Origin of the sequence: Streptomyces sp. MH60 (assembly GCF_002939385.1) — a bacterium.
In the GTDB taxonomy this organism is placed as follows: Bacteria; Actinomycetota; Actinomycetes; order Streptomycetales; family Streptomycetaceae; genus Streptomyces.
Genome location: NZ_MULI01000069.1, coordinates 12,166 through 38,079 on the forward strand (window position 1 = coordinate 12,166; position 25,914 = coordinate 38,079).

General features: G+C 71.3%; 29 protein-coding genes, 1 tRNA gene, 1 pseudogene and 1 riboswitch. Of the genes and pseudogenes, 17 read left to right on the plus strand and 14 right to left on the minus strand.

The window, feature by feature from the left end; all coding sequences use genetic code 11:
* Window position 1 precedes the first annotated feature (1 nt).
* The gene (locus tag BZZ08_RS30165) at window positions 2–466 is read right to left on the minus strand and encodes a type II toxin-antitoxin system PemK/MazF family toxin (RefSeq protein ID WP_104635383.1); all 465 of its coding nucleotides are present in this window, start codon (window positions 464–466) and stop codon (window positions 2–4) included.
* A 205-nt stretch (window positions 467–671) separates the two neighbouring features.
* On the opposite strand from BZZ08_RS30165, the gene BZZ08_RS30170 reads away from it, so the two are divergent.
* Window positions 672–1,424, plus strand: a complete 753-nt coding sequence (locus BZZ08_RS30170) for an MBL fold metallo-hydrolase (RefSeq protein WP_104635384.1) — start codon at window positions 672–674, stop codon at window positions 1,422–1,424.
* 83 nt (window positions 1,425–1,507) lie between these two features.
* Here the strand turns inward: BZZ08_RS30170 and BZZ08_RS30175 are convergent, their stop codons facing one another.
* Both BZZ08_RS30175 and BZZ08_RS30180 read right to left on the minus strand, forming a co-directional pair.
* Window positions 1,508–2,758, minus strand: coding sequence for a PTS transporter subunit EIIC (locus BZZ08_RS30175; RefSeq protein ID WP_104635385.1), 1,251 nt, complete (start codon window positions 2,756–2,758; stop codon window positions 1,508–1,510).
* Window positions 2,759–2,985: 227 nt separating this feature from the next.
* Window positions 2,986–4,281 (minus strand): PTS transporter subunit EIIC, encoded by a 1,296-nt coding sequence (locus tag BZZ08_RS30180; protein WP_104635386.1) that lies wholly within the window; start codon window positions 4,279–4,281, stop codon window positions 2,986–2,988.
* 158 nt (window positions 4,282–4,439) lie between these two features.
* On the opposite strand from BZZ08_RS30180, the gene BZZ08_RS30185 reads away from it, so the two are divergent.
* The 4 genes from BZZ08_RS30185 (at window position 4,440) to rdgB (ending at window position 6,725) form a co-directional block, all read left to right on the plus strand.
* Window positions 4,440–4,673, plus strand: a complete 234-nt coding sequence (locus BZZ08_RS30185) for a glucose PTS transporter subunit EIIB (RefSeq protein ID WP_003975905.1) — start codon at window positions 4,440–4,442, stop codon at window positions 4,671–4,673.
* A 75-nt stretch (window positions 4,674–4,748) separates the two neighbouring features.
* Entirely contained in the window at window positions 4,749–5,486 is a 738-nt protein-coding gene (rph, locus tag BZZ08_RS30190) for a ribonuclease PH (protein WP_104635387.1), read from the plus strand.
* 187 nt (window positions 5,487–5,673) lie between these two features.
* A complete protein-coding gene (locus tag BZZ08_RS30195) occupies window positions 5,674–6,078 on the plus strand; it encodes a hypothetical protein (protein WP_104635388.1) in 405 nt (134 codons plus the stop codon).
* A gap of 44 nt (window positions 6,079–6,122) precedes the next feature.
* Complete coding sequence (rdgB, locus tag BZZ08_RS30200) at window positions 6,123–6,725, plus strand: RdgB/HAM1 family non-canonical purine NTP pyrophosphatase (RefSeq protein WP_104635389.1); 603 nt, start codon at window positions 6,123–6,125, stop codon at window positions 6,723–6,725.
* A gap of 16 nt (window positions 6,726–6,741) precedes the next feature.
* Here rdgB and BZZ08_RS30205 read toward each other — a convergent pair.
* Together BZZ08_RS30205 and bcp are read right to left on the minus strand one after the other, a co-directional pair.
* Window positions 6,742–6,828: transfer RNA gene (locus BZZ08_RS30205), tRNA-Leu, on the minus strand.
* 42 nt (window positions 6,829–6,870) lie between these two features.
* Window positions 6,871–7,338, minus strand: coding sequence for a thioredoxin-dependent thiol peroxidase (gene bcp, locus BZZ08_RS30210; protein WP_104635390.1), 468 nt, complete (start codon window positions 7,336–7,338; stop codon window positions 6,871–6,873).
* Window positions 7,339–7,432: 94 nt separating this feature from the next.
* Here bcp and BZZ08_RS30215 point away from each other — a divergent pair, with 94 nt between their 5' ends.
* The 3 genes from BZZ08_RS30215 to BZZ08_RS30225 all read left to right on the plus strand — a co-directional run bounded on the left by BZZ08_RS30215 (window position 7,433) and on the right by BZZ08_RS30225 (window position 8,626).
* Window positions 7,433–7,765 carry a DUF3618 domain-containing protein gene (locus BZZ08_RS30215; RefSeq protein ID WP_104635391.1) on the plus strand — a complete coding sequence of 111 codons (333 nt, stop codon included), beginning with the start codon at window positions 7,433–7,435 and terminating at the stop codon, window positions 7,763–7,765.
* A gap of 23 nt (window positions 7,766–7,788) precedes the next feature.
* Complete coding sequence (locus BZZ08_RS30220) at window positions 7,789–8,145, plus strand: GroES family chaperonin (protein ID WP_104635392.1); 357 nt, start codon at window positions 7,789–7,791, stop codon at window positions 8,143–8,145.
* A gap of 61 nt (window positions 8,146–8,206) precedes the next feature.
* A riboswitch (guanidine-III (ykkC-III) riboswitch) is annotated at window positions 8,207–8,274 on the plus strand.
* A 31-nt stretch (window positions 8,275–8,305) separates the two neighbouring features.
* Window positions 8,306–8,626, plus strand: a complete 321-nt coding sequence (locus BZZ08_RS30225; RefSeq protein ID WP_019325643.1) for a DMT family transporter — start codon at window positions 8,306–8,308, stop codon at window positions 8,624–8,626.
* On the opposite strand, the gene BZZ08_RS30230 is transcribed toward BZZ08_RS30225, so the two are convergent.
* The gene (locus tag BZZ08_RS30230; protein ID WP_198601776.1) at window positions 8,620–11,088 is read right to left on the minus strand and encodes a transglycosylase domain-containing protein; all 2,469 of its coding nucleotides are present in this window, start codon (window positions 11,086–11,088) and stop codon (window positions 8,620–8,622) included. The genes BZZ08_RS30225 and BZZ08_RS30230 overlap by 7 nt on opposite strands.
* 192 nt (window positions 11,089–11,280) lie before the next feature.
* Here BZZ08_RS30230 and BZZ08_RS30235 point away from each other — a divergent pair, with 192 nt between their 5' ends.
* Genes BZZ08_RS30235 through BZZ08_RS30250 form a run of 4 tightly spaced genes read left to right on the plus strand, consistent with a single transcriptional unit; the run spans window position 11,281 to window position 14,850 of the window.
* Window positions 11,281–12,087 carry an ABC transporter permease gene (locus BZZ08_RS30235; protein WP_104635393.1) on the plus strand — a complete coding sequence of 269 codons (807 nt, stop codon included), beginning with the start codon at window positions 11,281–11,283 and terminating at the stop codon, window positions 12,085–12,087.
* The gene (locus BZZ08_RS30240) at window positions 12,080–12,922 is read left to right on the plus strand and encodes an ABC transporter permease (RefSeq protein ID WP_104635394.1); all 843 of its coding nucleotides are present in this window, start codon (window positions 12,080–12,082) and stop codon (window positions 12,920–12,922) included. The genes BZZ08_RS30235 and BZZ08_RS30240 overlap by 8 nt, the downstream gene beginning before the upstream one ends.
* A 5-nt stretch (window positions 12,923–12,927) precedes the next feature.
* Entirely contained in the window at window positions 12,928–14,001 is a 1,074-nt protein-coding gene (locus tag BZZ08_RS30245) for an ABC transporter ATP-binding protein (protein WP_446750278.1), read from the plus strand.
* Window positions 14,002–14,034: 33 nt separating this feature from the next.
* Entirely contained in the window at window positions 14,035–14,850 is an 816-nt protein-coding gene (locus BZZ08_RS30250; RefSeq protein ID WP_104635395.1) for a DUF1707 SHOCT-like domain-containing protein, read from the plus strand.
* Between the two features lie 19 nt (window positions 14,851–14,869).
* Here the strand turns inward: BZZ08_RS30250 and BZZ08_RS30255 are convergent, their stop codons facing one another.
* Window positions 14,870–16,234 carry an SGNH/GDSL hydrolase family protein gene (locus BZZ08_RS30255; protein ID WP_104635396.1) on the minus strand — a complete coding sequence of 455 codons (1,365 nt, stop codon included), beginning with the start codon at window positions 16,232–16,234 and terminating at the stop codon, window positions 14,870–14,872.
* A 199-nt stretch (window positions 16,235–16,433) separates the two neighbouring features.
* Between BZZ08_RS30255 and BZZ08_RS30260 the strand changes: the two genes are divergently transcribed.
* The 3 genes from BZZ08_RS30260 to BZZ08_RS30270 all read left to right on the plus strand — a co-directional run bounded on the left by BZZ08_RS30260 (window position 16,434) and on the right by BZZ08_RS30270 (window position 19,825).
* Window positions 16,434–17,828 (plus strand): DUF445 domain-containing protein, encoded by a 1,395-nt coding sequence (locus BZZ08_RS30260; protein WP_104635408.1) that lies wholly within the window; start codon window positions 16,434–16,436, stop codon window positions 17,826–17,828.
* Window positions 17,829–17,901: 73 nt separating this feature from the next.
* Window positions 17,902–19,416, plus strand: coding sequence for an MFS transporter (locus tag BZZ08_RS30265; RefSeq protein WP_104635397.1), 1,515 nt, complete (start codon window positions 17,902–17,904; stop codon window positions 19,414–19,416).
* A 49-nt stretch (window positions 19,417–19,465) separates the two neighbouring features.
* Window positions 19,466–19,825 carry a VOC family protein gene (locus tag BZZ08_RS30270; RefSeq protein ID WP_104635398.1) on the plus strand — a complete coding sequence of 120 codons (360 nt, stop codon included), beginning with the start codon at window positions 19,466–19,468 and terminating at the stop codon, window positions 19,823–19,825.
* 16 nt (window positions 19,826–19,841) lie between these two features.
* On the opposite strand, the gene BZZ08_RS30275 is transcribed toward BZZ08_RS30270, so the two are convergent.
* Entirely contained in the window at window positions 19,842–20,144 is a 303-nt protein-coding gene (locus BZZ08_RS30275; protein ID WP_104635399.1) for a hypothetical protein, read from the minus strand.
* A gap of 160 nt (window positions 20,145–20,304) precedes the next feature.
* Here BZZ08_RS30275 and BZZ08_RS30280 point away from each other — a divergent pair, with 160 nt between their 5' ends.
* Window positions 20,305–21,189, plus strand: a complete 885-nt coding sequence (locus BZZ08_RS30280; RefSeq protein WP_104635400.1) for an alpha/beta fold hydrolase — start codon at window positions 20,305–20,307, stop codon at window positions 21,187–21,189.
* 101 nt (window positions 21,190–21,290) lie between these two features.
* Window positions 21,291–21,764, plus strand: a complete 474-nt coding sequence (locus BZZ08_RS30285; RefSeq protein WP_104635409.1) for a carboxymuconolactone decarboxylase family protein — start codon at window positions 21,291–21,293, stop codon at window positions 21,762–21,764.
* 60 nt (window positions 21,765–21,824) lie between these two features.
* Here BZZ08_RS30285 and BZZ08_RS30290 read toward each other — a convergent pair whose 3' ends face one another.
* The 6 genes and pseudogenes from BZZ08_RS30290 to BZZ08_RS30315 form a co-directional block, all read right to left on the minus strand.
* Window positions 21,825–23,051, minus strand: coding sequence for a cytochrome P450 family protein (locus BZZ08_RS30290; protein WP_104635401.1), 1,227 nt, complete (start codon window positions 23,049–23,051; stop codon window positions 21,825–21,827).
* Between the two features lie 11 nt (window positions 23,052–23,062).
* The gene (locus BZZ08_RS30295; protein WP_104635402.1) at window positions 23,063–24,295 is read right to left on the minus strand and encodes a cytochrome P450; all 1,233 of its coding nucleotides are present in this window, start codon (window positions 24,293–24,295) and stop codon (window positions 23,063–23,065) included.
* Entirely contained in the window at window positions 24,292–24,840 is a 549-nt protein-coding gene (locus BZZ08_RS30300) for an ATP/GTP-binding protein (protein ID WP_104635410.1), read from the minus strand. Before BZZ08_RS30300 ends, BZZ08_RS30295 begins: the two co-directional genes overlap by 4 nt.
* Window positions 24,841–24,943: 103 nt before the next feature.
* The gene (locus BZZ08_RS30305) at window positions 24,944–25,297 is read right to left on the minus strand and encodes a DUF742 domain-containing protein (protein WP_104635403.1); all 354 of its coding nucleotides are present in this window, start codon (window positions 25,295–25,297) and stop codon (window positions 24,944–24,946) included.
* Window positions 25,294–25,716: a roadblock/LC7 domain-containing protein gene (locus tag BZZ08_RS30310; protein ID WP_104635404.1), complete on the minus strand. Its 423-nt coding sequence runs from the start codon at window positions 25,714–25,716 to the stop codon at window positions 25,294–25,296. Before BZZ08_RS30310 ends, BZZ08_RS30305 begins: the two co-directional genes overlap by 4 nt.
* A 2-nt stretch (window positions 25,717–25,718) precedes the next feature.
* Window positions 25,719–25,914: pseudogene (locus tag BZZ08_RS30315) on the minus strand (hypothetical protein); the annotation flags it as partial.

Here is a 25,914-nt window from a genome sequence, read left to right on the forward strand (position 1 = left end):
CCTACTCGGCGAGGTGACGGACCCGGTCCCACAGGGCCGGGTCCACCACCCGCACCCGGCGCCGGAAGTCACCCACCGGCACCTCGCGCAGCTCGTCGGTCTCCAGGTAGCTCGTCCGCCCCCGTGCGTCGCCGACCGAACCCGGCGGCAGCGTGATCACCCCCGCCTGCCCGTCCCGGTGACGCGTGGTGATCTTCGCGACCAGCGCCCGCCGCCCGTGCACCGAGATCACCAGACACGGCCGGTCCTTCGCGCCGGCGGAGTCCTCGTACGGCACGTTCGCCCACCAGATCTCCGCGGGGCGCGGCCGGACCGCCCGTCCTCGCGGCCCTCCGGGATGCCCCGGCGGCCGCCGGACGCCGCCCGGCCGGGGCGGCCGCCGACCCCGGCCCCAGCCGTCGACGACCGTGGCGACGAGCGCGAGCAGCACCACGGCCGCGAAGACGAGCCACCAGGACGTGTCCATACCGACCGACAGTACCGGCGCGCGCCGCGACCGCGCGCCTCTTCCAGGGCCCCGCGCGCCCCGCTTCCAGCCGAACCGGTGATCCCGCAGGTGAGTTCGCCCACAACGGCCCCTGGCGGAGGAGCGACCGCAGGTTTTGCGCCTTACGCTCGACGGACCGCACGACCCCCGTCTCTCCACACGCGCCAGCGGAGGTTTCTGCTTCATGAAGCTCACCGTCGTCGGCTGCTCGGGGTCGTTCCCGTCCGCGGAATCGGCCTGCTCGAGCTACCTCGTCGAGGCCGACGGCTTCCGGCTGCTCCTCGACATGGGCAACGGTGCCCTCGGCGAGTTGCAGCGCCACTGCGGTCTCTACGACCTCGACGCGATCTTCCTCAGCCATCTGCACGCCGACCACTGCATCGACATGTGCGCCTACTTCGTGGCGCGCTACTACCGGCACGACGGCGGCCGCTGCGCCCCGCTCCCGGTCTACGGACCCGAGGGCACCGAGCACCGGCTGACCACCGCCTACGCCGACACCCCCTCGGCCTCCTCCATGAGCGAGGTCTTCGACTTCCACACGGTCAAGCCCTCCACCTTCGAGGTCGGCCCGTTCACCGTGCACACCGAGCGCGTCGCCCATCCCGTGGAGGCCTACGCCATCCGCGTCGAGCACGGCGGCCGCTCACTGACGTACTCCGGCGACACGGGCACCACCCCGGTGCTGGACGAACTCGCCCGCGACACCGACCTGTTCCTGTGCGAGGCCGCCTTCACGCACGGCAAGGAGAACATCCCCGACCTGCACCTCAACGGACGCGAGGCGGGCGAGAGCGCGGCCCGGGCCGGCGCCCGGCGGCTGGTGCTCACCCACATCCCCCCGTGGACCGACCCCGCGGTCAACCTGGCCGACGCGCGCGAGGTGTACGACGGGACGGTGGAGGTCGCCGCCGCGGGCGCGGTGTACGAGATCTGAGCCCGCGACGCCCGGTACACACGGCGGAAAGGCCCCGGAACCTTCGCGGTTCCGGGGCCTTCGTCACGCCGTACGGCCGGGGCTCACGCCTTGGTGAGGTCCTCGACCTCCTCCTCGGGCTCGCGGCCCGGGGTCTTCAGGTCGAACTTCACGATCGCGAAGCGGAAGACCACGTAGTAGACGACCGCGAAGACCAGACCGATCGGAATGATCATCCATGGCTTGGTGGCCAGGCTCCAGTTCAGGGCGTAGTCGATGAAGCCGGCCGAGAAGTTGAAGCCGTCATGGACGCCCAGCCCCCAGGTGATCGCCATCGAGGCCGCGGTGAGTACCGCGTGGATGACGTAGAGGACCGGCGCGATGAACATGAACGAGAACTCGATGGGCTCGGTCACACCGGTGACGAACGAGGTCAGCGCGAGGGAGATCATCATGCCGAGGACGGCCTTGCGGCGCTCGGGGCGGGCGGTGTGCGCCATGGCCAGGGCGGCGGCCGGCAGACCGAACATCATGATCGGGAAGAAGCCGGACTGGTACATGCCCGCGGACGGGTCGCCGTGCAGGAAGCGCGGGATGTCGCCCTGCCAGACCTGACCGGCCGCGTCCGTGAAGTCGCCGAGCTGGAACCAGGCCACCGTGTTCACGAACTGGTGCATGCCGACCGGGATCAGCGCGCGGTTCACGCCGCCGAACAGGGCCGCGCCGCCGGAGCCGAGGCCGGTCATCCACTCGCCGAAGTTCGAGATGCCGTCGCCGATGGGCTCCCAGACCAGACCGAAGAAGACACCCACGATGATGCCGACGAAGGCCATGATGATCGGCACCAGCCGGCGCCCGTTGAAGAAGCCCAGCCAGTCCACCAGCCTGGTGCGGTGGAACCGCTGCCACAGCACGGCGGCGAGCAGACCCATGATGATGCCGCCGAGCACACCCGGGTCGTTGTAGGTCGCGGCGACGTCCTCGCCGTTCTTGACCACCGCCTCGGTGACGGGGAAGGCTTCGAGCACCTTGCTGTAGACGAGGAAGCCGACCACCGCTGCCAGCGCGGTCGAGCCATCGGCCTTCTTGGCGAAGCCGATGGCCACGCCTATGCAGAACAGGATCGGCAGCGAGCCGGTGAGGGCACCGCCCGCGTTGTTGAAGACGGCGGCGACCTTGTCCCAGCCGAGACCGTCCTTGCCGAAGATGTCGTCCTGGCCGAGCCGGACCATGATGCCCGCCGCCGGAAGAACGGCGATCGGGAGCTGGAGGCTGCGTCCTACCTTCTGCAGCCCCTGGAAAAGACCGGATCCCCGCTTCTTTGCGGGGGCCGCCGTGTCGGTGGCGGTGCTCATGCTTCCTCCATCGGGTGGTGGTCTACACCACTCAGTGGTGTAGACCTGTTGTAGCACGATGAAGGCGGCGTAAGGAACCCGTGATTCCGCGACCGGACCGCTACGCGCAGTGCCCGGTCAAGTCCCCTGCTCACGCACGTGCGAGGGCGCGGCGAAGGCCCCCGGACCGACGGTCCGGGGGCCTTCGCGAGACCACCCTCAAAGGGTACGTGAGGACGCGAACCGGTCTACACCTTGGTGACGTCCTCCACCTCTTCCTCGGGCTCCCTTCCCGGAGTCTTCAGATCGAACTTCGTGATCGCGAACCGGAAGACCACGTAGTACACCACCGCGAAACCCAGCCCGATCGGAATGATCAGCCACGGCTTGGTCGCCAGGTTCCAGTTGATGACGTAGTCGATCAGCCCCGCCGAGAAGCTGAACCCGTCCTTCACCCCCAGCGCCCACGTCACCGCCATCGACACACCCGTCAGCACCGCGTGCGCCGCGTACAACAGGGGAGCGATGAACAGGAACGAGTATTCCAGCGGCTCCGTGATCCCCGTCACGAACGACGTCAGCCCCACCGACAGCATCAGCCCGCCGACCTCCTTGCGCCGGTGCGGCTTCGCGCAGTGCGTGATCGCCAGCGCGGCCGCCGGCAGCGCGAACATCATGATCGGGAAGAAGCCCGTCGTGAACTGACCCGCGTTCGGGTCGCCCGCCAGGAACATGTTGATGTCGCCGTGCACCACCGTGCCGTCCGGCTTCGTGTACGAACCGAACTGGAACCACATCGGCACGTTCAGGAACTGGTGCAGACCGATCACCAGCAACGCCCGGTTCGCCAGACCGAACACACCCGCGCCCCACGCGCCGATCCCGTTCATCCAGTCGCTGAAGCTCTCCAGCGCGTCACCGATCGGCGGCCACACCCACAGACACAGCGCCGCGAACACGATCGCCACGAAGGCCATGATGATCGGCACCAGCCGGCGCCCGTTGAAGAAGCCCAGCCAGTCCACCAGCTTCGTCCGGTGGAAACGCCGCCAGAGGTACGCCGTCAGCAACCCCATCACGATGCCGCCGAACACCCCCGGATTCTGGAAGACGAACGCGGTCACCTCGCCCGAACCGTCGGTCACCTGGCAACCGATCTGCGGGACCACCTTCGACCCCTCGGGACAGTCCTCCGGAAACTGCCGCAGCACGTTGTAGTAGACGAGGAACCCCGCGACCGCGGCCAGCGCCGTCGAACCGTCGGCCTTCTTCGCCATCCCGATGGCCACGCCCACACAGAACAGCAGCGGCAGCCCCAGCGACCCGTCGAGCAGCGCACCGCCCGCGCCCGTCATCACCTTCGAGACGTTCGTCCAGCCGAGACCGTCGTCCCCGAACACGTCCGGCTGCCCCAGCCGGTTGAGAATGCCGGCGGCGGGCAGGACCGCGATGGGCAACTGAAGGCTGCGACCCATCTTCTGCAACCCTTGGAACGCCGTGTTCCAGCGGGCGCGGGCGGGACCGACCGCACTCTCGGCACTCATCCGGTCTCCATCCGGTCGCCGGTACACTGGTGTAGACCAGTTGACAGACGGCACCGCCGTCGTGACGCCATCATTCGGTACGCACCGCATGACCGCTCGCGAAGATGGGCCAACTGTGGGTTACTGCGACAAAGCGGCTCGGATCAGGGAGAACGAACATGGCCAGCAAGGCTGAGAAGATCGTCGCCGGCCTCGGCGGCATCGACAACATCGACGAGATCGAAGGCTGCATCACCCGACTCCGCACCGAGGTCAACGACCCCGCGCTGGTCAACGAAGCCGCCCTCAAGGCCGCCGGCGCCCACGGCGTCGTCAAGATGGGCACCGCCATCCAGGTCGTCATCGGCACCGACGCCGACCCGATCGCGGCGGAGATCGAAGACATGATGTGAGCCACCGGCTCACCGGCAGGGGCCTTTCCCACTCCGGGACAGGCCCCTTCCCCATGGGCCGCTAGGCTCACCCGCATGTCACGCATCGACGGCCGCACCCCCCAGGAACTCCGCCCCGTCACCATCGAACGCGGCTGGAGCAAGCACGCCGAAGGCTCCGTCCTCGTCTCCTTCGGCGACACCAAGGTCCTCTGCAACGCCTCGGTCACCGAAGGCGTCCCGCGCTGGCGCAAGGGCAGCGGCGAAGGCTGGGTCACCGCCGAGTACGCCATGCTCCCGCGCGCCACCAACACCCGCGGCGACCGCGAGTCCGTCAAGGGCCGCATCGGCGGCCGCACCCACGAGATCAGCCGCCTCATCGGCCGGTCCCTGCGCGCCGTCATCGACTACAAGGCACTCGGCGAGAACACCGTCGTCCTGGACTGCGACGTCCTCCAGGCCGACGGCGGCACCCGCACCGCCGCCATCACCGGCGCCTACGTCGCCCTCGCCGACGCCATCGGCTGGGCCCAGGGCAGGAAACTGATCAAGGCCAACCGCAAGCCGCTCACCGGCACCGTCTCCGCCGTCTCCGTCGGCATCGTCGACGGCACCCCGCTCCTCGACCTGCGCTACGAGGAAGACGTCCGCGCCGACACCGACATGAACGTCGTCTGCACCGGCGACGGCCGCTTCGTCGAGGTCCAGGGCACCGCCGAGGCCGAGCCCTTCGCCCGCGACGAACTCAACGCCCTGCTCGACCTCGCCGCCGGGGGCTGCACGGAACTGGCGGCACTCCAGCGCAAGGCCCTCGACGCGACCCTCGAACGCTGAGGACGCGCGCAAGGTAAAGGGAACTCCAAAGACGCCCCAAGGAAAGGCGGCCGGACACGCAACTCGGCCGCGCACCGGCGCGTCCCTAGCAGTACAGCACCACGGGCGTACGGCAGACCTCGCCGTACGCCCGACGCCGCACCGCACACGGGCCGCCCGGCCCGGTTCCAGGGGAGGACCGAGACCCATGGCCGCGAGCCGCCACCGCAGCCTTCGCCGCACCGCCACCGCCGTCGCCACCGCGGCGGCCATCGCCCTGACGGCCGGCCTCACCACCGGCTGCGACGCCGTCGACAAGGCCCTCGACTGCGTGCGCACGGCCGACGCGATAGCCGACAGCGTCACCGAACTCCGGCAGGCGGTGGAGAACACGGACGACCCCACGCAGTGGGACGAGTCCCTCGACTCCATCGAGAAGAACCTCGACAAGATCGGCGACCAGACCGACAACACCGACGTCAACAAGGCCGTCGACGACCTCGGCACGGCCGTCGACAACGTCCGCACCTCGGTGAAGAACGGCGACGAGACCCCCGACCTCAGCCCCGTCACCGACGCGGCGGGCGAACTGACGAAGGTCTGCACGCCGTAGGGGCAGGGAGCGGGGAAAGGTCAGGGGTCCGGAATACTGGCCCCATGACCCGCCTGATCCTCGCCACCCGCAACGCCGGAAAGATCACCGAACTGAGGGCCATCCTCGCCGACGCGGGCCTGCCCCACGACCTCGTCGGCGCGGACGCCTACCCGCACATCCCCGACGTCAAGGAAACCGGCGTCACCTTCGCCGAGAACGCCCTGCTCAAGGCCCACGCCCTCGCCCAGGCCACCGGACTCCCCGCCGTCGCCGACGACTCCGGTCTCTGCGTCGACGTCCTGAACGGCGCCCCGGGCATCTTCTCCGCCCGCTGGGCCGGCCGCCACGGCGACGACCAGGCCAACCTCGACCTCCTGCTCGCCCAGATCGGCGACATCGCCGACGGACACCGCGGCGCGTACTTCGCCTGCGCGGCCGCCCTCGCCCTGCCCGACGGCACGGAGAGGGTGGTCGAGGGCCAACTCCGCGGCACCCTCCGCCACGAGCCCGCCGGCACGGGCGGCTTCGGCTACGACCCGATCCTCCAGCCGGACGGCGAGACCCGCACCTGCGCGGAACTGACGGCAGCGGAAAAGAACGCGATCAGCCACCGGGGCAAGGCGTTCCGGGCGCTGGTACCGGTGGTGCGTGAGCTGCTCGGCTGAGCAGCCGGAGACGTACTGGTGCGGCCGGAGGGACTCGAACCCTCACGGGAGTTACCCCACTGGGACCTAAACCCAGCGTGACTGCCAATTCCACCACGGCCGCCCGGCGCTGCTGCCCGGCCATGCTACTGGTCGGGCAGCGCCGTCAGATCCCCAGGTCCTTGATGATTTTGGCTACGTGGCCCGTGGCGCGGACGTTGTACAGGGCGCGTTCCACCTTGCCCTGTTCGTCGACGACGATCGTGGAGCGGATGACGCCCATATACGTGCGGCCGTAGTTCTTCTTCTCGCCGAAGGCGCCGTACGCGTCGAGGACCTTCTTGTCCGGGTCGGCGAGGAGGGTGACCTTCAGGGACTCGGTCTCGCGGAACCTGGCCAGCTTCTCCGGCTTGTCGGGGGAGATGCCGAGCACGTCGTACCCGGCGCCGGTCAGCAGCTCCAGGTTGTCCGTGAAGTCGCAGGCCTGCTTCGTGCAGCCGGGGGTAAGCGCGGCAGGGTAGAAGTAGACGATGACCTTGCGGCCCTGGTGGTCGGACAGGGACACCTCGTTGCCGTCGGCGTCCGGGAGGGTGAAGGCGGGGGCCGTGTCCCCGGGCTGGAGTCGCTCGCTCATCGATCCAGCGTAACGGGGGGTCCTGACAGTGCGGAGGAGCGAGTAGCTGACAGACTGTCCGGGACAGCGTGAGAGCGGACTTCGGAGGCGTACGGTGGCGGACACGTCGGACATCAGAACCCCGGCGCAGATCGAGGCGGACATCAAGCGCCGCCGCGAGGTGCTGGCCGAGACGCTCGACGAGCTCGGGATGCGGGTGCACCCGAAGACGATCGTCGACGATGCCAAGGCCAAGGTCGCTTCCAGCGTCGACCACACCCTCGGCCGGGCGTACGTCCAGGTCAATCGGGTGGTCAGCGATGTGAAGTCGCAGTTCGTGGACGAGGAGGGCGCCCCGCGGATGGAGCGGGTCGTGCCCGTCGCCCTGGTGGTGGTCGGGGTCGTGGGACTGCTCGCCCTGGGCGGCACCCGGCGGCGCAGGCGCTGAGCGCGGGCAGGTAGGTTCAGGGCGTGAGCGCCAAGAGAAACGAGCAGGGTCCCCAGGACGACAAGCTGCCCATCCGGATGCTGCACGACCGCGTGCTGGTGCGGCAGGACACCGGCGAGGGCGAGCGGCGTTCCGGGGGCGGCATCCTGATCCCCGCGACGGCGGCCGTCGGCAAGCGGCTGGCCTGGGCCGAGGTGGTCGCGATCGGGCAGAACGTACGGACCGTGGAGCCGGGTGACCGGGTGCTGTACGACCCGGAGGACCGTGCCGAGGTCGAGGTGCGGGGTGTGGGCTACGTGCTCATGCGCGAGCGCGATCTGCACGCCGTGGCCGCGGACCGGTTCGAGGGGTCGGAGGACTCCACCGGGCTGTATCTGTAAGCAGTGGCTGTAGCCGTGGCAGTAGGGGCTGGTGACCGGTGTCACCAGCCCCTTTCTCTTTCCTTTGCTACCTTGGGAAGCACCCCGACGAGACGCGCCGTACCGGGCTGAAGGCAAAGACGACGCACCACCGTTCAGTTCGTTCACGGAGGTGCCTGTCATGGCGTGGGTTCTGCTTGTCGTCGCCGGTCTGCTCGAGGTCGGCTGGTCGATCGGGATGAAGTACACCGACGGTTTCACGCGGCTGTGGCCGAGTGTGTTCACCGGTGCCGGGATCGTCGCGAGCATGATGCTGCTGTCGTACGCGGCCCGGACGCTGCCCATCGGTACGGCCTACGGCGTGTGGGTGGGCATCGGCGCGGCCGGGGCGGCGGTGCTCGGCATGGTGGTGCTGGGGGAGCCGGCGACCGCCGCCCGGATCTTCTTCATCTGTCTGCTGCTGGTCGCCGTGGTGGGTCTGAAGGCGACCTCCGGTCACTGACGCCGGGGTGTGACGGGGATGCCGGCGACCGTGCCGGCGGTGGTGCCCGTACCGTCGGAGTCGCCGCCGCCCGCGCCGCTGGAGTCCCCGCCGCCCGGCCCCGTACCCCCGTTCGAGGAGTCGTCGCCGCCTCCGTCGCCGCCGCCCGTGGGGCCCGGCTCGGTGCTGGCGCCGCCCGTGGTGGGGGTGCCGCCGCCGGTCGACGGCGGGTCGGACTCGGTGCCGCCGGAGTCGCCGGGCGGGGTGCTGCCGCCGGAGTCGCCCGGGGTCTCGGTGCCGGAGCCGTTCTCGTCGCCGGTGGAGTTCTCGTCGGGCTCGCCGCTGCCGCTCTCGTCGCCGTCGCCCGGTTCGTCCGAGGCGTCGCCGGACGGGGGCGCGGTGACGTCGGCGCCGTCCTGGAGCTGGAGGTCGAAGCCGCTGACCGGCTCGCCCTTGAGGGCGTTGCGGGTGTACTGGCCCCAGATCTCGGCGGGGGCGCCGCCGCCGTTGACGCGGGCGAGGCCCATGGCGCCGTAGAGGGGCTTGTGGGCGGCGGTCTTGGGGTCCTGGCCCATGACGGCGACCACGGTGGCGAGGTCCGGGGTGTAGCCGGCGAACCAGGCGGCCGTGTCCTCCTCGGCGGTGCCGGTCTTGCCGGCGGCGGGGCGGCCGGCGGCCTGGGCGGCGGTGGCGGTGCCGTTCTGGACGACGCTGCGCAGGACGGACGTGGTGGTGTCGGCGGCCTCGCGGCTGACGGCCTGGTGCTCGCGCCGCTCGGGCAGTTCGACCTCCTGCTTGCCGTCCTTCATGACCTTCTCGACCAGCGTGTAGGTGCCGTGCCTGCCGTGGTTGGCCAGGGTGGCGTAGGCCTCGGCCATGTCGAGGGGGCTGGCGGTGGCGACGCCGAGGGCGATGGAGGGGGAGGGGGTCAGCTCGGGGGTGTTCTTGGAGAGTCCGAGGTCGATCGCGGTCTGCTTGACCTTGTCGGAGCCGACGTCGACGGCCATCTGGGCGTACACGGCGTTGATGGACTTGTCGGTGGCCTCGCGGACGGTGACGTGGCCGTAGTCGCGGTGGTCCTCGTTCTCGGGGGCGTAGCGGCCGCCGTCCCAGCCCTGGACGGGGCGTTCGCTGGTGCCGTCGTAGCGCGTGTTCGGGTTGATCGTGTCGCCGCTCTGCGTCTCGGAGTGGTTCTCGACGGCGGAGGTGAACACGAAGGGCTTGAAGGTGGAGCCGACCTGGAAGTCGCGGCGGACGGCGTTGGGTGTGTACTGCTTGACGTAGTCGATGCCGTTGTACATCGCGACGACCTTGCCGGTCTTCGGGTCGACGGAGGCACCGCCGGCGCGGACGTAGGTGTCGACCTTGCGTTCCTTCTTGTCCAGCTGGGACATCAGCTTGTCGTCGACGGCCTTGACGAAGGCGTCCTGCTTGTCCTTCTGGAGGGTGGTGGTGATGCGGTAGCCACCGCGGCCGAGTTCCTCCTCGTCGACGATGCCGTTCTCGGTCAGGTAGTTCTTGACGATGTTGACGACGTAGCCGCGCTGCCCGGACATGTTGGTGGAGACGGTGGACTGCTTGGGCTTGGGGAACTTCGCGGCGGCGCGGTCGGTGGGGCTGAGCCAGCCCTTGTCCACCATGCCGTTCATGACGTAGTTCCAGCGGGCCTCGGCGGCGGGCTTGTTCTCGGGGTGGGCGACGACGTCGTACTGGCTGGGGGCGTTGAGCAGGGAGGCGAGGTAGGCGCCCTGGGCGGCGGTGAGGTCCTTGGCGTCGACGCCGAAGTACGCCTGGGCGGCGGCCTGGATGCCGTAGGCGCCGCGGCCGAAGAAGCTGGTGTTGAGGTAGCCCTCGAGGATCTCGCTCTTGCTCTTCTCCCGGTCGAGCTTGATCGAGATGAAGAACTCCTTCACCTTGCGGGTGACGGTCTGCTCCTGGCCCAGGTAGTAGTTCTTGACGTACTGCTGGGTGATCGTGGAGCCGGACTGCTTGCCCTTGCCGGTGGCGGTGTTCCAGCCGGCCCGGACCATCGCCCCGGGGTCGATGGCGGACTCGGTGTAGAAGTCGCGGTCCTCGGCGGCGAGGACGGCGTGCTGGGCGTCCTTGGAGATGCGGGCGAGGCCGACGCTCTCGCGGTTGACCTCGCCGTCGCGGGCCAGGACGCTGCCGTCGGCGTAGAGGTAGACGTTGGACTGCTTGGTGGCGAGCGCGTTGGCCGGGGGGATCTGCACGAGGTGGTAGCCGAGGAAGAAGCCGCCGACGATCAGCAGGAGGCCGACGACGACGGTGCTCAGCGTGATGCGCCAGGTGGGGATCAGACGGCGCCATCCGGTGCGCTTGGGCCGCTTGGGCTTCTTCGCCTTTCCGGACGCGTCCGGCGTTCCCGGTGCTCCGGGCTCCGCCGTGTGCCCCTCGCCGGCCGCCTGTGGCTCTCTCGGGGACCATCCCTGGTTCGGCGGCTGCGGCTGCGGCTCGTCGCTCATCTCGTGCACGGACTCCTGTTTCGGCTTCTGCTTCGCTTCGTACGGTTTTCGGAACGTCTGAGTTCTTCTGAAGAAGACTCTCGCACCGTGGGTTCCGTTCCCACTCGACGGCACACCCGTGAAATTCCGTGGCAGAGGCCCCCTCGGGCGCACTAGGCTCCTGCGCTTTGGTGCCGGTCGGAGGGGGGAGCAGTGCGTACGGGCTCGGGGCGGTTGTACGTGGCCGTCGCGGCGGGTGGATTCCGACGGTACGCGACCTATCGGGCGGCCACCGCCGCCGGGGTGTTCACCAACACCGTCTTCGGACTGATCCTGGTGTACACCTACCTGGCGCTGTGGGACGAGAAGCCGCAGCTCGGCGGGTACGACCAGGCGCAGGCCGTGACCTTCGTGTGGCTGGGGCAGGCGCTGCTGGCGGCGCTGGCGATCGGGGGCGGCGGGTTCGAGGACGAGCTGATGGAGCGCATCCGTTCGGGTGATGTGGCCGTCGATCTGTACCGGCCCGCGGACCTCCAGCTGTGGTGGCTGGCGGCGGACGTGGGCCGGGCGCTGTTCCAGCTGCTGGGCCGCGGGGTGGTGCCGTTCGTGTTCGGGTCGTTGTTCTTCCCGGTGGCGCTGCCGCGGGAGGCGTCCGTGTGGGCGGCGTTCCTGGTGACGCTGCTGCTGGCGATGCTGGTGGGTTTCGCGCTGCGCTATCTGGTGGCGCTGTCGGCGTTCTGGCTGCTGGACGGCACCGGGGTGACGCAGATGGCGTGGCTGGCGGGCCTGTTCTGCTCGGGGATGCTGCTGCCGCTGAACGTGTTCCCGGGGGTGCTCGGCGAGGTGGTGCGGGCGCTGCCGTGGTCGTCGCTGCTCCAGGCTCCGGCGGATGTGCTGCTGGGGGAGGCGGATCCGCTGGGGACGTATCTCTTCCAGGCGTCCTGGGCGGTGGCGCTGCTGGCGCTGGGCCGGCTGGTGCAGTCGGCGGCGACGCGACGGGTGGTGGTCCAGGGTGGCTGAGGCGGCCGAGACGGAGGTGCGGCGCGGGCGGGTCGTCGAGGGGGTGCGCGCGTACGGGCTGATCGCCGGGATGTGGATCAGGTCGACGATGGCGTACCGGACGTCCTTCGCGCTGACGACGTTCGGGAACTTCGCGATGACCGCGCTGGACTTCGTGGCGATCCTGCTGATGTTCTCCCGGGTGGACGCGCTGGGCGGCTGGTCGCTGCCCGAGGTGGCGTTCCTGTACGGGCTGTCCGGGGTGTCCTTCGGGCTGGCGGACCTGTCGATCGGCTCGATGGAGCGGCTGGGGCGCCGGGTGCGGGACGGCACGCTGGACACGCTGCTGGTGCGTCCGGTGCCGGTGCTGGCGCAGGTGGCGGCGGACCGGTTCGGGCTGCGCCGGCTCGGCCGGGTGGTGCAGGGGCTGCTGGTGCTCGGGTACGCGCTGGTGGTCGTCGACGTCGACTGGACGGCGGGGAAGCTGCTGCTGATGCCGGTGGCGGTGCTCAGCGGGGCGGGGATCTTCTGCGCGGTGTTCGTGGCGGCGGCGGCGTTCCAGTTCGTGGCGCAGGACGCCTCGGAGGTGTCCAACGCCTTCACCTACGGCGGTACGACGATGCTGCAGTACCCGCCGACGGTGTTCGCGCTGGACCTGGTGCGCGGGGCGACGTTCGTGGTGCCGCTGGCGTTCGTGAACTGGCTGCCGGCGAGCTATGTGCTGGGGCGGCCGTACCCGCTGGACCTGCCCGGGTGGGTGGCGTTCACGCCGCCGCTGGTGGCCGCGGCCTGCTGTGTGCCGGCGGGGCTGGCCTGGCGGGCGGGTCTGCGTTCCTACCGGAGTACGGGGAGCTGACGGAGATGGCGGAGAGGGCGGAGATGGCGGAGTCCGGGACGGGGACGGATACGGATACCGGTACGGGGACGGGGACGGACAAGGGGAGGGAGGCTTCGGCGGCGGTGGGCGCGGCGGGGGCCTTCATCGAGCTGGACGGCGTCGAGAAGGTCTTCGAGGTGCGCAAGAAGGCCGGGTTCCTGAAGCGGGAGCGGCGGCAGGTGCGGGCCGTGGACGGGCTGTCGTTCACGGTGTCGCGCGGCGAGATGGTCGGCTACATCGGCCCGAACGGCGCCGGGAAGTCGACGACGATCAAGATGCTCACCGGCATCCTGACGCCCAGCGGCGGGCGGCTGCGGGTGGCCGGCGTCGACCCTTCCCGGGAGCGGACCCGGCTGGCGCACCGCATCGGGGTGGTCTTCGGGCAGCGGACGACGCTGTGGTGGGACCTGCCGCTGATCGACTCCTACCGGCTGATGCACCGCATGTACCGCATCCCGGACGCCCGCTACCGCGACAACCTGGACCGCTGCGTCGAACTCCTCCAGCTCCAGGAACTGCTGGACGTGCCGGTGCGGCAACTGTCGCTCGGCCAGCGGATGCGCGGCGACATCGCGGCGGCGCTGCTGCACGACCCGGAGGTGCTGTACCTGGACGAGCCGACGATCGGCCTGGACGTGGTCTCCAAGGCCAAGGTGCGGGGGTTCCTGCGGGACTTGAACGCCGAGCGCGGCACGACGGTGCTGCTGACCACGCACGATCTCCAGGACATCGAGCAGCTCTGCTCGCGCGTGATGGTCATCGACCACGGGCGGCTGATGTACGACGGTCCCCTGGACGGCCTGCACGAGGCGGGGGAGAGCGAACGCACCCTGGTGGTGGACCTGGAACGGGAGTTGCCCCCGATCCAGGCGCCGGAGCCCGCGCGGGTGGTGCGGGTGGAGGGGCCGCGGCAGTGGCTGGCGTTCCCGGCGGCGGCGTCGGCGGCCGGGCTGGTGGCGCGGATCGCGGCGGAGTATCCGCTGGTGGACCTGTCGGTGCGGGAGCCGGACATCGAGTCGGTGATCGCGAAGATGTACGCGGAACGCGCGGGCGCGTAGTGCCGGGCGCGGTGACCTCGTAGGCTGCTGTACATGACCGACGACGCCCCGGAACTCCGCGCCTCCGACGCCGACCGTGAACGAGTCGCCGAGGTCCTGCGCGACGCCCTCGCCGAGGGGCGGCTGGACATGACCGAGTTCGAGGAGCGGCTGGACGCCACCTACAAGGCGCGGACGTACGGGGAGCTGGCGCCGATCACCCGGGACCTGCCGGTCGGCGCGGGGGCCGCGGCGCCCCGGGTGTCGATGACCAAGGAGCCCGTGCGGGACGGGGGCTGGGCGGGGCGGATCACCGGCGCGGAGGGTTCGTCGACCTGGGCGGTCGCCGTGATGTCCGGCTTCCAGCGCAAGGGGCGCTGGACGGTGCCGAGGCGGTTCAACTGCTTCGCGTTCTGGGGCGGCGGGGACATCGACCTGCGCGAGGCGGACTTCTCGGCCGGCGAGGTCGTGATCAACTGCGTCGCGATCATGGGCGGGATGCAGGTGATCGTGCCGCCGGGCGTCGAGGTCGTCGTGCGCGGCATCGGCATCATGGGCGGCTTCGACCACAGTGAGGAGGGCGTCCCGGGCGATCCGGGCGCCCCGCGCGTGGTCGTGACGGGCTTCGCCTTCTGGGGCGGCGTCGGCGTCGAGCGCAAGGTGACGCGGGCGGAGCGGGAGCGGCTGAGGGAGGAGCGCCGGCAGGAGAAGCTGGAGCGCCGCCAGGAGCGGGGGCGGGAACGGCTGGAGCGCCGTTCGGACCGCAAGGAACTGGACGCCTCCCGCCACGACCTCCACGACCTGCACGGCGGGGACCGCGAACGCGAACGAGAGCTGGAGCGGGAACGCGACCGACGCCGGGACGGCTGAGCGCGCCCCGGCCGGTGAGCTACGCCGCCACCGGCGCCGCGCCCTTCAGCGCGTCCAGGTCGAGGAACCGGCCCATGCGCGCGTACCCCTTGTCGCTGGGGTGCAGGTGGTCGCCGCTGTCGTAGTCGGAGCGCAGCCTGCGCGGGTCGTACGGGTCGCGCAGGGCCTTGTCGAAGTCGACGACCGTGTCGAAGACCCGGCCGGAGCGGATCTCCTCGTTGACCTCCTGCCGCATCGCCTCGCGGGCCTTCGTGTGGCCGCGGTGGCCGCCGAACGGCATGATCGTCGCCCCCACCACCCGCAGCCCGCGGGCGTGCGCCTGGTCGACGAGGGTGCGCAGGCCGGTGAGGATGCCGTCCCGGTCGGCGAGTTCCGGGCTGTTCAGGATGTCGTTGACGCCGAGGACGATGACGACGGCCTTGACGTTGGTGCGCTCCAGCACGTCGCGTTCGAAACGGCTCAGCCCGCTCGGGTTGTCGGCCGGGCGGCCCGGCCTGCTGGTCAGGATCCGGTTGCCGCTGATGCCCTCGTTCACGACGCTGTAGCGGGGCGTGTCCCGGCCGGTGCCGGCCGCCTCGTGGAGGCGCGCGGCGAGGATGTCGGTCCAGCGGTGGTTGGCGTCGGTCTCGGCGCCGAGGCCGTCGGTGATCGAGTCGCCGAACGCCACCAGCGTGCCGTCGGCCTCGTGGCTCAGCACGTCCAGCGCGGTCAGGTAGCGCCAGTACGGCGTGGGCGTGGTGTACGCGACGGCGGTGACGTCGGCCGTGCGGTCGCCGTCGGCGAGGTAGCTGGTCTGGCGGGCCTGCGGGTGGTAGGTCACCGGCCCGGACGGGACCGGGGAGTACGTGGTGACCAGGACGTTCGCCCCGTAGGGGATGGCGATGCGGGCGATGTCGCTCATCACCTGACCGCCCGCCGGGATGATCACCCGGGTGTTGCCGCCGAAGGTCAGTACGCGCATGGTGTCGGCGATCGCGGCGGCCGTGTCGGGTCCCGCGGCCACGGCGATCGAGGCGTGCGTGACGGTCAGCGGCGACTGGCCGTACAGGTTGGACAGGGTGATCCGCGCGCTGGTGCCGCCGACCGAGGTGTGTACGACGTTGCGCACGGAGCGGCCCGCCATGCCGGTCGTCTCGGTGCCCGGCTCGGCCGCGGCCGGTGCGGTGGCCCAGGCGCCCACCCAGGCGCCGGTGGAGGCGGGGGCGGCGTCACCCCGTGGGAGACGGCCTCCGGCCTGCAGTGCGTGGTCCCTGGTGCCGTCGTCCGCGGACGCTCCGGCGAATATGGCCGCGGAGATCGCCACTATCAGGGTGACGATCGCCGCGAGCAGGGCACGGTGCTTGGTGGGAGGCACCCCCGCACCCCCGTCACGACCCCGGGTCATGCTGTTCTGTTCTCCTCGGGCGAGGGGAGCCCCGAGGCTCCGGTCCGATGAACCCATGATGCGTCATGGGCGGAGGAAAGGCCGCGGGAGCCCCGGACGTTCCCTCTCCCGGGACAGACGCCGGGAACTTGTGTTCCGTTCCGGGAGTCGGTCAGGAAGGGACAATGTGTGAGGGACGTATCAGCGAACGGTGGAGCGGATGGAACGCACGAAAGCGGAACTTCCTGACGGTACCGGAGGTTCCGGAGGCGCCCGGGAGGGCGCGGGGACGGGCGAGGGGGCGGACGCGGGGGCCGCTGCGACCGGCGCGGGGGCGGTCCGCGACCGCGCGATGACGTCCTTCAGCCCGGCCGACGAGGAGAAGCGCCGGGGCGTGCGCCGGATGAAGCTCACCGCCACCGGCCTGCTGCTCTTCGTCGCCGTGGTCTACGTCCTGTCCGAGTGGGCCTCCCACCGGGGCGCGGGCGCCTGGGCGGGCTATGTGTCGGCCGCCGCCGAGGCCGGGATGGTCGGCGCGCTCGCCGACTGGTTCGCGGTCACCGCCCTCTTCCGCCACCCGCTCGGCATCCCCATCCCGCACACCGCGATCATCCCGAAGAAGAAGGACCAGCTCGGCGTCTCGCTGGGCGAGTTCGTCGGGGAGAACTTCCTCTCCGAGGCCGTCGTGCGCCAGCGGCTGCGCGCCGTCGGCATCGGCAGCCGCCTCGGCGCCTGGCTCGCCGTGCCGGAGCACGCCGACCGGGTGACGGCGGAGCTGTCCGCCGCCCTGCGCGGTGCCCTCACCGTGCTGCGCGACTCCGACGTCCAGGCGGTGGTCGGCGAGGCGATCACGCGCCGTGCCGACGCCCAGGAGATCGCCCCCGGCATCGGCAAGATGCTGGACCGGGTCGTCTCCGACGGCGGTCACAGGCGCGCCGTCGACCTGATCGTCTCCCGCGCCCACGACTGGCTGATCCTGCACGGCGACTCGGTGATGGACGCCGTCCAGGGCGGGGCGCCCGGATGGACCCCGCGGTTCGTCGACCGGAAGATCGGCGACCGGGTCTACAAGGAGCTGCTGCGCTTCGTCACCGAGATGCGCGACATGCCCGCCCACCCCGCGCGCGGCGCCCTCGACCGCTTCCTCACCGACTTCGCCGCCGACCTCCAGTCCGACACGGAGACCCGCGCGCGGGTCGAGCGGCTGAAGACCGAGGTGCTGGGCCGCGGCGAGGTCCAGGATCTGATCGCGTCCGCCTGGACGGCCGTACGGTCCATGATCGTCTCGGCGGCGGAGGACGAGCGCAGCGAACTGCGGCTGCGGGTGCGCGCCTCGCTGCTGTCCCTGGGCTCCCGGATGGCCTCCGACCCCAAGGTGCAGGGCAAGGTCGACCGCTGGGTGGAGAGCGCCGCGGTGTACGTCGTCACCACCTACCGCAAGGAGATCACCTCGCTGATCACCGACACGGTGGCGGGCTGGGACGCCGAGCACACCACGAAGAAGATCGAGGCGAACATCGGCCGCGACCTCCAGTTCATCCGCATCAACGGCACCGTGGTCGGCTCCCTGGCCGGGCTGCTGATCTACACGGTCTCCCGCATCCTGGGGGCGTAGCTCCCGACGCGGGCGGGCGTGTTCCCTCCGGCGCCGGGCACACGTGAGGCGTTCGCTCGACGGAGAGGGAGCCATGACAGCAGAAGCGTCGTCGTCGGGCTCGGTGCCCGCCTCCACCGGGACGGTCACCACGGCCGTCCCCGCCCGCCTGGACCGGCTGCCCTGGTCACGCTGGCACTGGATGATCGTGATCGGTCTGGGCACCGTCTGGATCCTGGACGGCCTGGAAGTCACGATCGTCGGCAACGTCGCCGGGCGCATCGCCGAGGACGGCAGCGGCCTGGACATCAGCTCCGCCCAGATCACCGGCCTCGCCGCCGCCCTGTACGTGGCGGGGGCGTGCTCCGGCGCCCTGTTCTTCGGGTGGCTGACCGACCGGCACGGCCGCAAGAAGCTGTTCATGATCACGCTGGTGGTCTATCTGGTGGCGACCGCGCTGACCGCGGTCTCCTTCGAGTCCTGGTGGTTCTTCCTCTTCCGCTTCCTCACCGGCTTCGGCATCGGCGGCGAGTACGCGGCGATCAACTCCGCGATCGACGAGCTGATCCCGTCCCGCTACCGGGGCCGGGTCGACCTCATCATCAACGGCAGCTACTGGCTCGGCGCGATCGGCGGCGCCCTGCTGTCGATCGTGATGCTGGACACCGACATCTTCCCGAAGGACCTCGGCTGGCGGCTCAGCTTCGGCCTCGGCGTGGTCCTCGGGCTGGTCATCCTCCTCGTGCGGCGGCACGTCCCGGAGAGCCCGCGCTGGCAGTTCATCCACGGCCAGGGCGAGAAGGCGGACACCCTCGTCTCCTCCGTCGAACGGGAGATCGAGCGGGAGAAGGGCGAGGAGCTGCCGCCGCCCGCCGGTGAGATCACCATCCACCAGCGCAAGAGCATCGGCTTCGGGCTGATCGCCAAGACCGTCTTCGGCCGCTATCCGCGCCGCGCGGTCCTCGGCCTGTCCCTCTTCATCGGCCAGGCCTTCCTCTACAACGCGATCACCTTCGGCTTCGGCACCATCCTCATCACCTTCTTCGACGTGCCGACCGGCAGCACCGGCTACTACTTCGCCGTCATCGCCGCCGGCAACTTCTGCGGCCCGCTGGTGCTCGGCCCCCTCTTCGACACCGTCGGCCGCCGGATCATGATCTCCAGCACCTATCTGCTCTCCGGCATCCTGCTCTTCGGCACGGCCTGGCTCTTCGACCGGGGCTCGCTCACGGCGACGACCATGACGGCCTGCTGGTGCGTGGTGCTGTTCTTCGCCTCGGCGGGCGCCTCCAGCGCGTACCTGACCGTCTCCGAGATCTTCCCGATGGAGACCCGCGCCATGGCCATCGCCTTCTTCTACGCCCTCGGCACCGCCGCCGGCGGTATCAGCGGCCCGCTGCTCTTCGCCGACCTGACCGAGTCCGGCGTGGTCGGCGACACGGTCATGGCCTTCCAGATCGGCGCCGGGCTGATGTGCGCGGCCGGCCTGGTCGCGGCGTTCCTCGCGGTGAAGGCGGAACGCCGCTCGCTGGAGGACATCGCCGAACCGCTGTCGACGGCGGCGCCGGACACCCCCGGAACGGCGGGCTCCGCGGCGCGGACCGGCTAGCGTCGCACCCGCAGCCGACCCGACCCGGCACAGACGTCGAGGAGCCCCGATGACCATCCGCAGAATCGTCCCCAACATCCACGTCGAGGCCGAGGGGCAGTGGAACACCAGCCGCGAGTTCTACGGCCTGCTCGGCTTCGAGGAGGTCATGGACATGGGCTGGGTGACGACCCTGGCCTCCCCGTCCAACCCCACCGCCCAGATCAGCCTCTTCACCGAGGAGCGCACGGCGCCCGTCGTCCCCGACCTGAGCGTCGAGGTCGAGGACGTCGACGCGGTCTACGCCCAGGTGGTCGCGTCGGGCGCCGAGATCGTACGGGAGCCGCGGGACGAGGACTGGGGCGTACGCCGTTTCTTCGTACGGGACCCGAACGGCCGGGTGATCAACGTGCTCACCCACCGCTCCTGACCCGCGCCGCGGGCGTTCAGGCGCGCCGGTCGGCGACCGCCCACGAGGCCAGGGCCACGGCGCCCGCCACACCGAACACGGCGGGCCAGGCGCCCACCTTCTTGGCCAGCGGGTGCGACCCGGCGAACCCGGCGACGTACGCCGCCGTCAGCGCGCCCGCGGCCCTCCCGCCGGCCCGCGCCCGCCACTGCTGCGCGGCGGCGGCCCCGGCGACGGCGAGCACGGCGCCGCCCAGCTGCCGCTTCCCGGTCCAGCGGGCCACGCCGTACCCGCCGACGAGACCGCCCGCGGCGACCACCGCGCTGGGAACCTTCGCCATGTCTGCCTCCTGCTCCGCCGGACCGGCTGGACCGGCTCCGGACGTACCGACTTGTCGGGACCGAGGCTAATCCCCACCCCTTTCGGCCGAACACCGAGCCCTGATCGTGACACTTCCGGGTATCCACTCCGTTGGGAGGACGAGCACCCGGAGGAGACCGATGACCACACAGCGTCCCGGCACGTACGACCCGCCCCGACCCCGGACGGTCACGGTGGACGGCGCCCGCGTCGCCTGCTGGGAGTCGGGACCGCCGGACGCCGAGCCCGTCCTGCTCCTGCACGGCTACCCCGCCGACCACCGGTGCTGGCGCCACCAGGTCCCGGCCCTGTCGGCCCGCCACCGGGTCATCACGCCGGACCTCCTCGGCTGGGGCACCTCCGAACGCCCCCTGCACCTGTCCTTCGACTACGACACGGAGGTCGCCCGGCTCGGCCGGCTCCTCGACGCGCTGGAGCTGGACTCGGTGAACCTGGTCGGCCACGACTACGGCGGCTTCCTCGCCCTCGGCTTCGCCGAGAACCACCCCGGCCGGGTCCGCAGGCTGGCGCTCCTCAACAGCCGCGCGCACGCCACCTTCACCCGCCGCTGGTACACCGTGTTCAGCCTGATCAGCCTCGCCGGACGCAGCCCCGTGCTCCGCCGCCCGGCCCGGCACCTGCCGTACGCCGCCCTCCACCGCCGGGCCCTCGCGCCGCTGGTGCGCGCCGGGCACCTCGACGCGCGCGTCCTGGACGGCTACGTCGGCTGGATGGCCGCGCCCGAGGGCCGCCGCTGGCTGCTCCACTACTTCGGCGACTACCGCACCCCGGCCCGCCCCGAACTGCGCCGGCGGCTGCGGGACATCACCTGCCCGACGGCGGTCGTCTGGGGCCGCGCGGACCCCTACCTGAGCCCGGCCATCGCGACCGAGCTGGCCGGGTCCGTGCCCCGCGCCGAGCTGACGATGCTGGACGACGCCGGCCACTGGGTGATGGACGAACGCCCGGCCGCCGTGACCGAGGCACTGGGCCGGCTGCTGGAACGAACCACCCGCAGCGGGTGAGACGCAGGTCACAGAAGGGTCGTGCCCCGGCCTGTCACACCGCGCCGCCGGCATCCGTCGGAGCTGTGTACGACCAACCGGCGACGACGGAGGAACCCATCATGGAAGCGCGTCTCGACCTCTTCACCAACCCGCTCGCGGGCAAGCTGCTGCGGCACATCAACTCCGCGGGCAAGGCCGTGGGCGACTCGACGCTGCCGGCCGCGACCCAGGAGCTGGTGAAGATCCGCGCCAGCCAGATCAACGGCTGCGGCTTCTGCCTCGACATGCACACCAAGGACGCCGCGGAGGCCGGGGAGACCTCGCTGCGCCTCAACCTGATCGCCGCCTGGCGGGAGGCCAAGGTGTTCACCGACGCGGAGCGCGCCGCCCTCGAACTGACCGAGCAGGGCACCCGCCTCGCCGACGCCTCCGGCGGCGTCACCGACGAGGCCTGGGCGAACGCGGCGAAGCACTACGACGAGGAGCAGCTCACCGCCCTCGTCGGACTGATCGCCGTCATCAACACCTACAACCGCCTGAACGTCATCACCCAGCAGCCCGCCGGCGACTACACGCCGGGGATGTTCGGCTGAGCCCACCGGCTCCGGCCGTCGGTCCCCGGCGTCCCGGCCCCCGGTCCCGCGGCGCCCCGCTCAGCCGGCGTGCAGCAGGACCGGGAGCCGCTGGTGGCCGTTGCTGATCAGCGAGGGCACCGGCGGCAGCTCCTCGGCCGGATCGGCGAGGCGGAGGTCCGGGAAGCGGCCGAACAGGCTCTCCAGCGCGAGGGTCACCTCCATACGGGCCAGCGGCGCGCCCAGGCAGAAGTGGACGCCGTGGCCGAACGCCAGGTGCTCCTTGACCGTGCGGGTCGCGTCGAAGGAGTCGGCGTCCTCGTGCCAGTCCGGGTGGCGGTTGGCGGCGGCGTACGAGGCGAGGATCGCCTCCCCGCGGGCGATGGTCCGCCCGTCCGGCAGCGGGATGTCCGTGACCGCGAACCGCAGCGGCAGGTGCTTGACCGCCGGTTCGTGGCGCAGCGTCTCCTCCACCACGTCCCCCCAGGTGACCTCGCCCTTGCGGACCAGTTCGAGCTGGTCGGGGCGGGTCAGCAGGGTGTGCACGGCCTGGTCGATGACGTTGACGGTGGTCTCGTACCCGGCGCTGATCATCAGCAGCAGGGTGTCGCGCAGCTCCTCGGGGGAGAGGCGGTCGCCGTCCCCCTCGTCGTCCCGCGCGGCGATGAGCAGGGACGTCATGTCGTCGCCCGGCGTGGCGCGCTTGGCCGCGATGAGCTGGTCCAGGACCTCGTACAGGCGCGCGGTGTTGGCCTGCGCCTCGGCCTGGTCCAGGGTGGTGTCGAAGACGCCGTCCACGAGGGCGCGGAAGCCGGCGCGCCGGTCCTCGGGCACGCCCATGAGGTGACCGATCACCGCGATGGGCAGCGGGTAGGCCAGTTCCTGCCGCAGGTCCACCGGCTCACCCGCGGGAAGCGCCGCGAGCCGGTCGACGAGCCCGGTCACCATCGACTCGACGGCCGGCCGCATCGCGTCGACGCGACGGGCGCTGAACGCGGGCGCCACCAGCCGGCGCAGCTTGCGGTGGTTGGGCCCGTACGCGGTGAACATGTTCTCCACCGCCACCCACAGCGCCAGCGGCCAGGTGGTGACGACCTCGCCGAAGGCGGGCCAGTGCGCCCGGGCGTCCTTGGAGACGTCGGGGCTGGTGAGCAGCTGTTTGAGGAGGGCGGGGTCGCTGACCGACCAGGCCTCCACCCCGAGGACGTCCACCCGGGTGGCGGGGCCGCCCTCCCGCAGGGCGCGGTGCTCGGCGTGGTGATCGGCGCCGTGGGGGTCGAGGACGAGGGCGGGCTGCTGGGTCGCCATGGCCTGGCTCCTTAGTGTGCGGCGGGTTGCGCGGCGGGGAAGGTGACGGGCAGGGATTCGAGGGCGCGGTGGAACGGGCCGGGGCGCCACGTCAGTTCGGCGGCGGGACGGGCGAGGTCCGTCTCGGGCAGCGCGTCCAGGAGGTGGGTGACCGCGGTCTCGGCGATGAGGTACGCGTGCGAGCGGGCCGGGCAGGTGTGCGGGCCGATGCTCCAGGCCAGGTGGGCGCGGTTGCCGCCGTGCTGTCCCGCGGGCACGCCCTCGGTGAGGGCCGGGTCGTTGTTCGCGGCCGCCATCGAGATCACCACCGGCTGGTCGGCCGGCAGCAGCACGCCCTCCACGTCGATGGGGTACGGGGGATAGGAGATGCAGTAGTTCGCCATCGGCGGGTCGGTGTAGAGGACGGCGTCGAGCGCGTCGCGCACCGTGGAGAGCCCGGCGTGCAGGTCCGCGGAGAACTCCTCGTCGGTGAGGATCTTCAGGATCGTGTTGCTGATCAGGTTGGTCATGGGTTCGATCCCGGCGCCGTAGAGCGTGACGAGCTGGTGGCTCATCTCCTCGTCGCTCAGCTCGACGGGGTGCAGGGCCAGCCGGGAGGTGATGTCGTCGCCGGGGTGGGTCCGGCGCAGGGTCACGAGGTCGGACACGGCCTGGGCGAGGATCAGGTTGCCCTGGTCGGCGTTGGTGGTGTCGAAGATCTTCGCCATGCCGTCGGCGATGCGCTGCCCGATCTCGTCCGGGCAGCCGAGGAGCGCGCTCAGCACGCGGAAGGCGATGGGGAAGGAGTACTGGGTGAGCAGGTCCGCCGAGCCGGCGGTGCGGAACCCGTTGATCGCCTCGGAGGCGACCTGCTCGACGAGGGCGCGCAGCCCGTGCTGGTCGACCTGGTCGATGGCCTGGGTGTTGGCCGCCCGGTAGCGGGCGTGCTCGGCGCCGCCCGAGCGCAGCGCGTTGGGCCGCCACTCCATCATCGGCCGCACCGGGCAGGTCGCCGGGATCAGCTTCTCCCAGGCGCGCGGGTCGGCCGGGAAGTGCAGCGGGTCGTTCAGGATGCGGCGGGCCTGGTAGTAGCCGATCACCAGGGTCGCGGGGACGCCGGGCGCCAGGTCCACCGGGACCAGCGGACCGTGGGTGCGGCGCATGCTCCGGTAGGCGGCGTGCGGGTCGGCGGCGAACTCCGGGGCGTACAGGGCGATCCGGCCCGGCTCACTCGTCGGCGCGGTCTCGGTGGAGGGCAACGTCATCGGCGGGACTCCAGGAGGGCGGCTGAACGGTGCTCGGAGAGGTACTCCGTGAGCGTGATCAGGGCGTGCAGGGAGGAGGTGCGGTCGCGGGCGTCGCAGTACGTCAGCGGCGTGGCCGGTTCCAGGGCCAGCGCCTCGCGCAGCTCGGCCTCGGGGTAACCCGGGGCACCGGGGAAGGTGTTGATGGCGACGGCGTACGGAATCCGGGCGCCGTCCAGCAGCCCTAGGGCGTCGTGGGAGGCGTCGAGGTCGCGGGTGTCGGCCAGGACGAGACAGCCGAGGGCGCCCTCGGCCAGGTCCTCCCACAGCGGCTGGAAACGGGACTGCCCCGGCAGCCCGAACAGGTACAGCGCGAGCCGGCCGCCGGCCAGGTGGATGCGGCCGAAGTCCATCGCCACGGTGGTCGTCGTCTTGTGCGGGGTGCCGCGCAGGTCGTCCACACCGGCGCTGGCCTGCGTGATCGGCTCCTCCATCCGCAGCGGGCGCACCTCCGAGACGCTGCCGATCAGCGTCGTCTTGCCGACGCCGAAGCCGCCCGCGACCACGATCTTGGCCGACCGGGTCACCGTGGCGGGGACGTAGGTGACGGGCCGGTCGGCGCCCTCGGCCCCGGCGGCCCCGGCGGACGCGTCGGTCCGGTCGGTCCGGTCAGACCAGGGAGCGAAGTCCACGGAGTACCTCCTGCAGCAGGTCGAAGTCGGGCTGGTCGTCGATCGCGGCGACCGGGCTGGAGAGGTGGCCGGAGTCCATCAGCGAGGAGACGAGGATGCGCACCGTGGAGGGCGGCAGCTCCAGCGCGGCCGCGATGTCGGCGACGGCCAGGCCGCCGTCCGCACCGGCGAAGAGCCGCATCACCCGGCGGGCGTCCGGGCCGAGGGTGTCCGTGGGACCGGTCGCGGCGATGACCACGCTCTCCAGGCGCACGTCCTGGCGTGCGCGGACCCGGCCCCCGGTGCGGACGTAGGGCCGGACCATGTCGGGATCGCGCCGCGGCCCGCTCATACCGGTGAGCCGCCGTCCGCGACCGGCACCCGCTCCTCCGTGGCCAGCTCGTGTCCCACCCGGGTGGCGAGCCGCACCATGTGGTGCGAGATCAGCCCGACGTCGGCGTCGGGACCGGTCGTGCACACCGACAGCATGGTGTTCTTCGCGGCGGTCGTCGTCAGGCCGATGCAGCCGACCGACTCGATCAGCAGCTGCCGCATCCCCGCACCGCCGGTGAACTCGTCCCAGGCCTTGCCCGCGGCGCGCAGCGCCGCCGTCAGCGCGGCGAACTTCTCCCCGTCGTCCTGGCCGATCGTCCGGGTGCGGGCCTTCAGCAGCCCGTCGCTGCTCATCAGCACGGCGTACCGGACGCCCTCGACGCTGCCGAGTTCCTGGTCCAGCAGCCAGCCCAGGCTGTTGGTGTGTGTGTCTTGCACGATCAGTGTCCTTCGTCGTCAGCGGCGTCGTGGGGGGTGGTGCGGGCGGCGGAGTGGGTGGTGTGCGTGGCGGTGCGGGTGGTGTCGGCGGAGGCCGGCGAGGGCTGCTCCCCCTCCCGGCCGCTGCGGGTGCCGGCCGCCCAGGCGGCGGCGACGGCGGGACGGCCGGGCTCGGTGTCGTCGGGGGCGGCGGGGCGG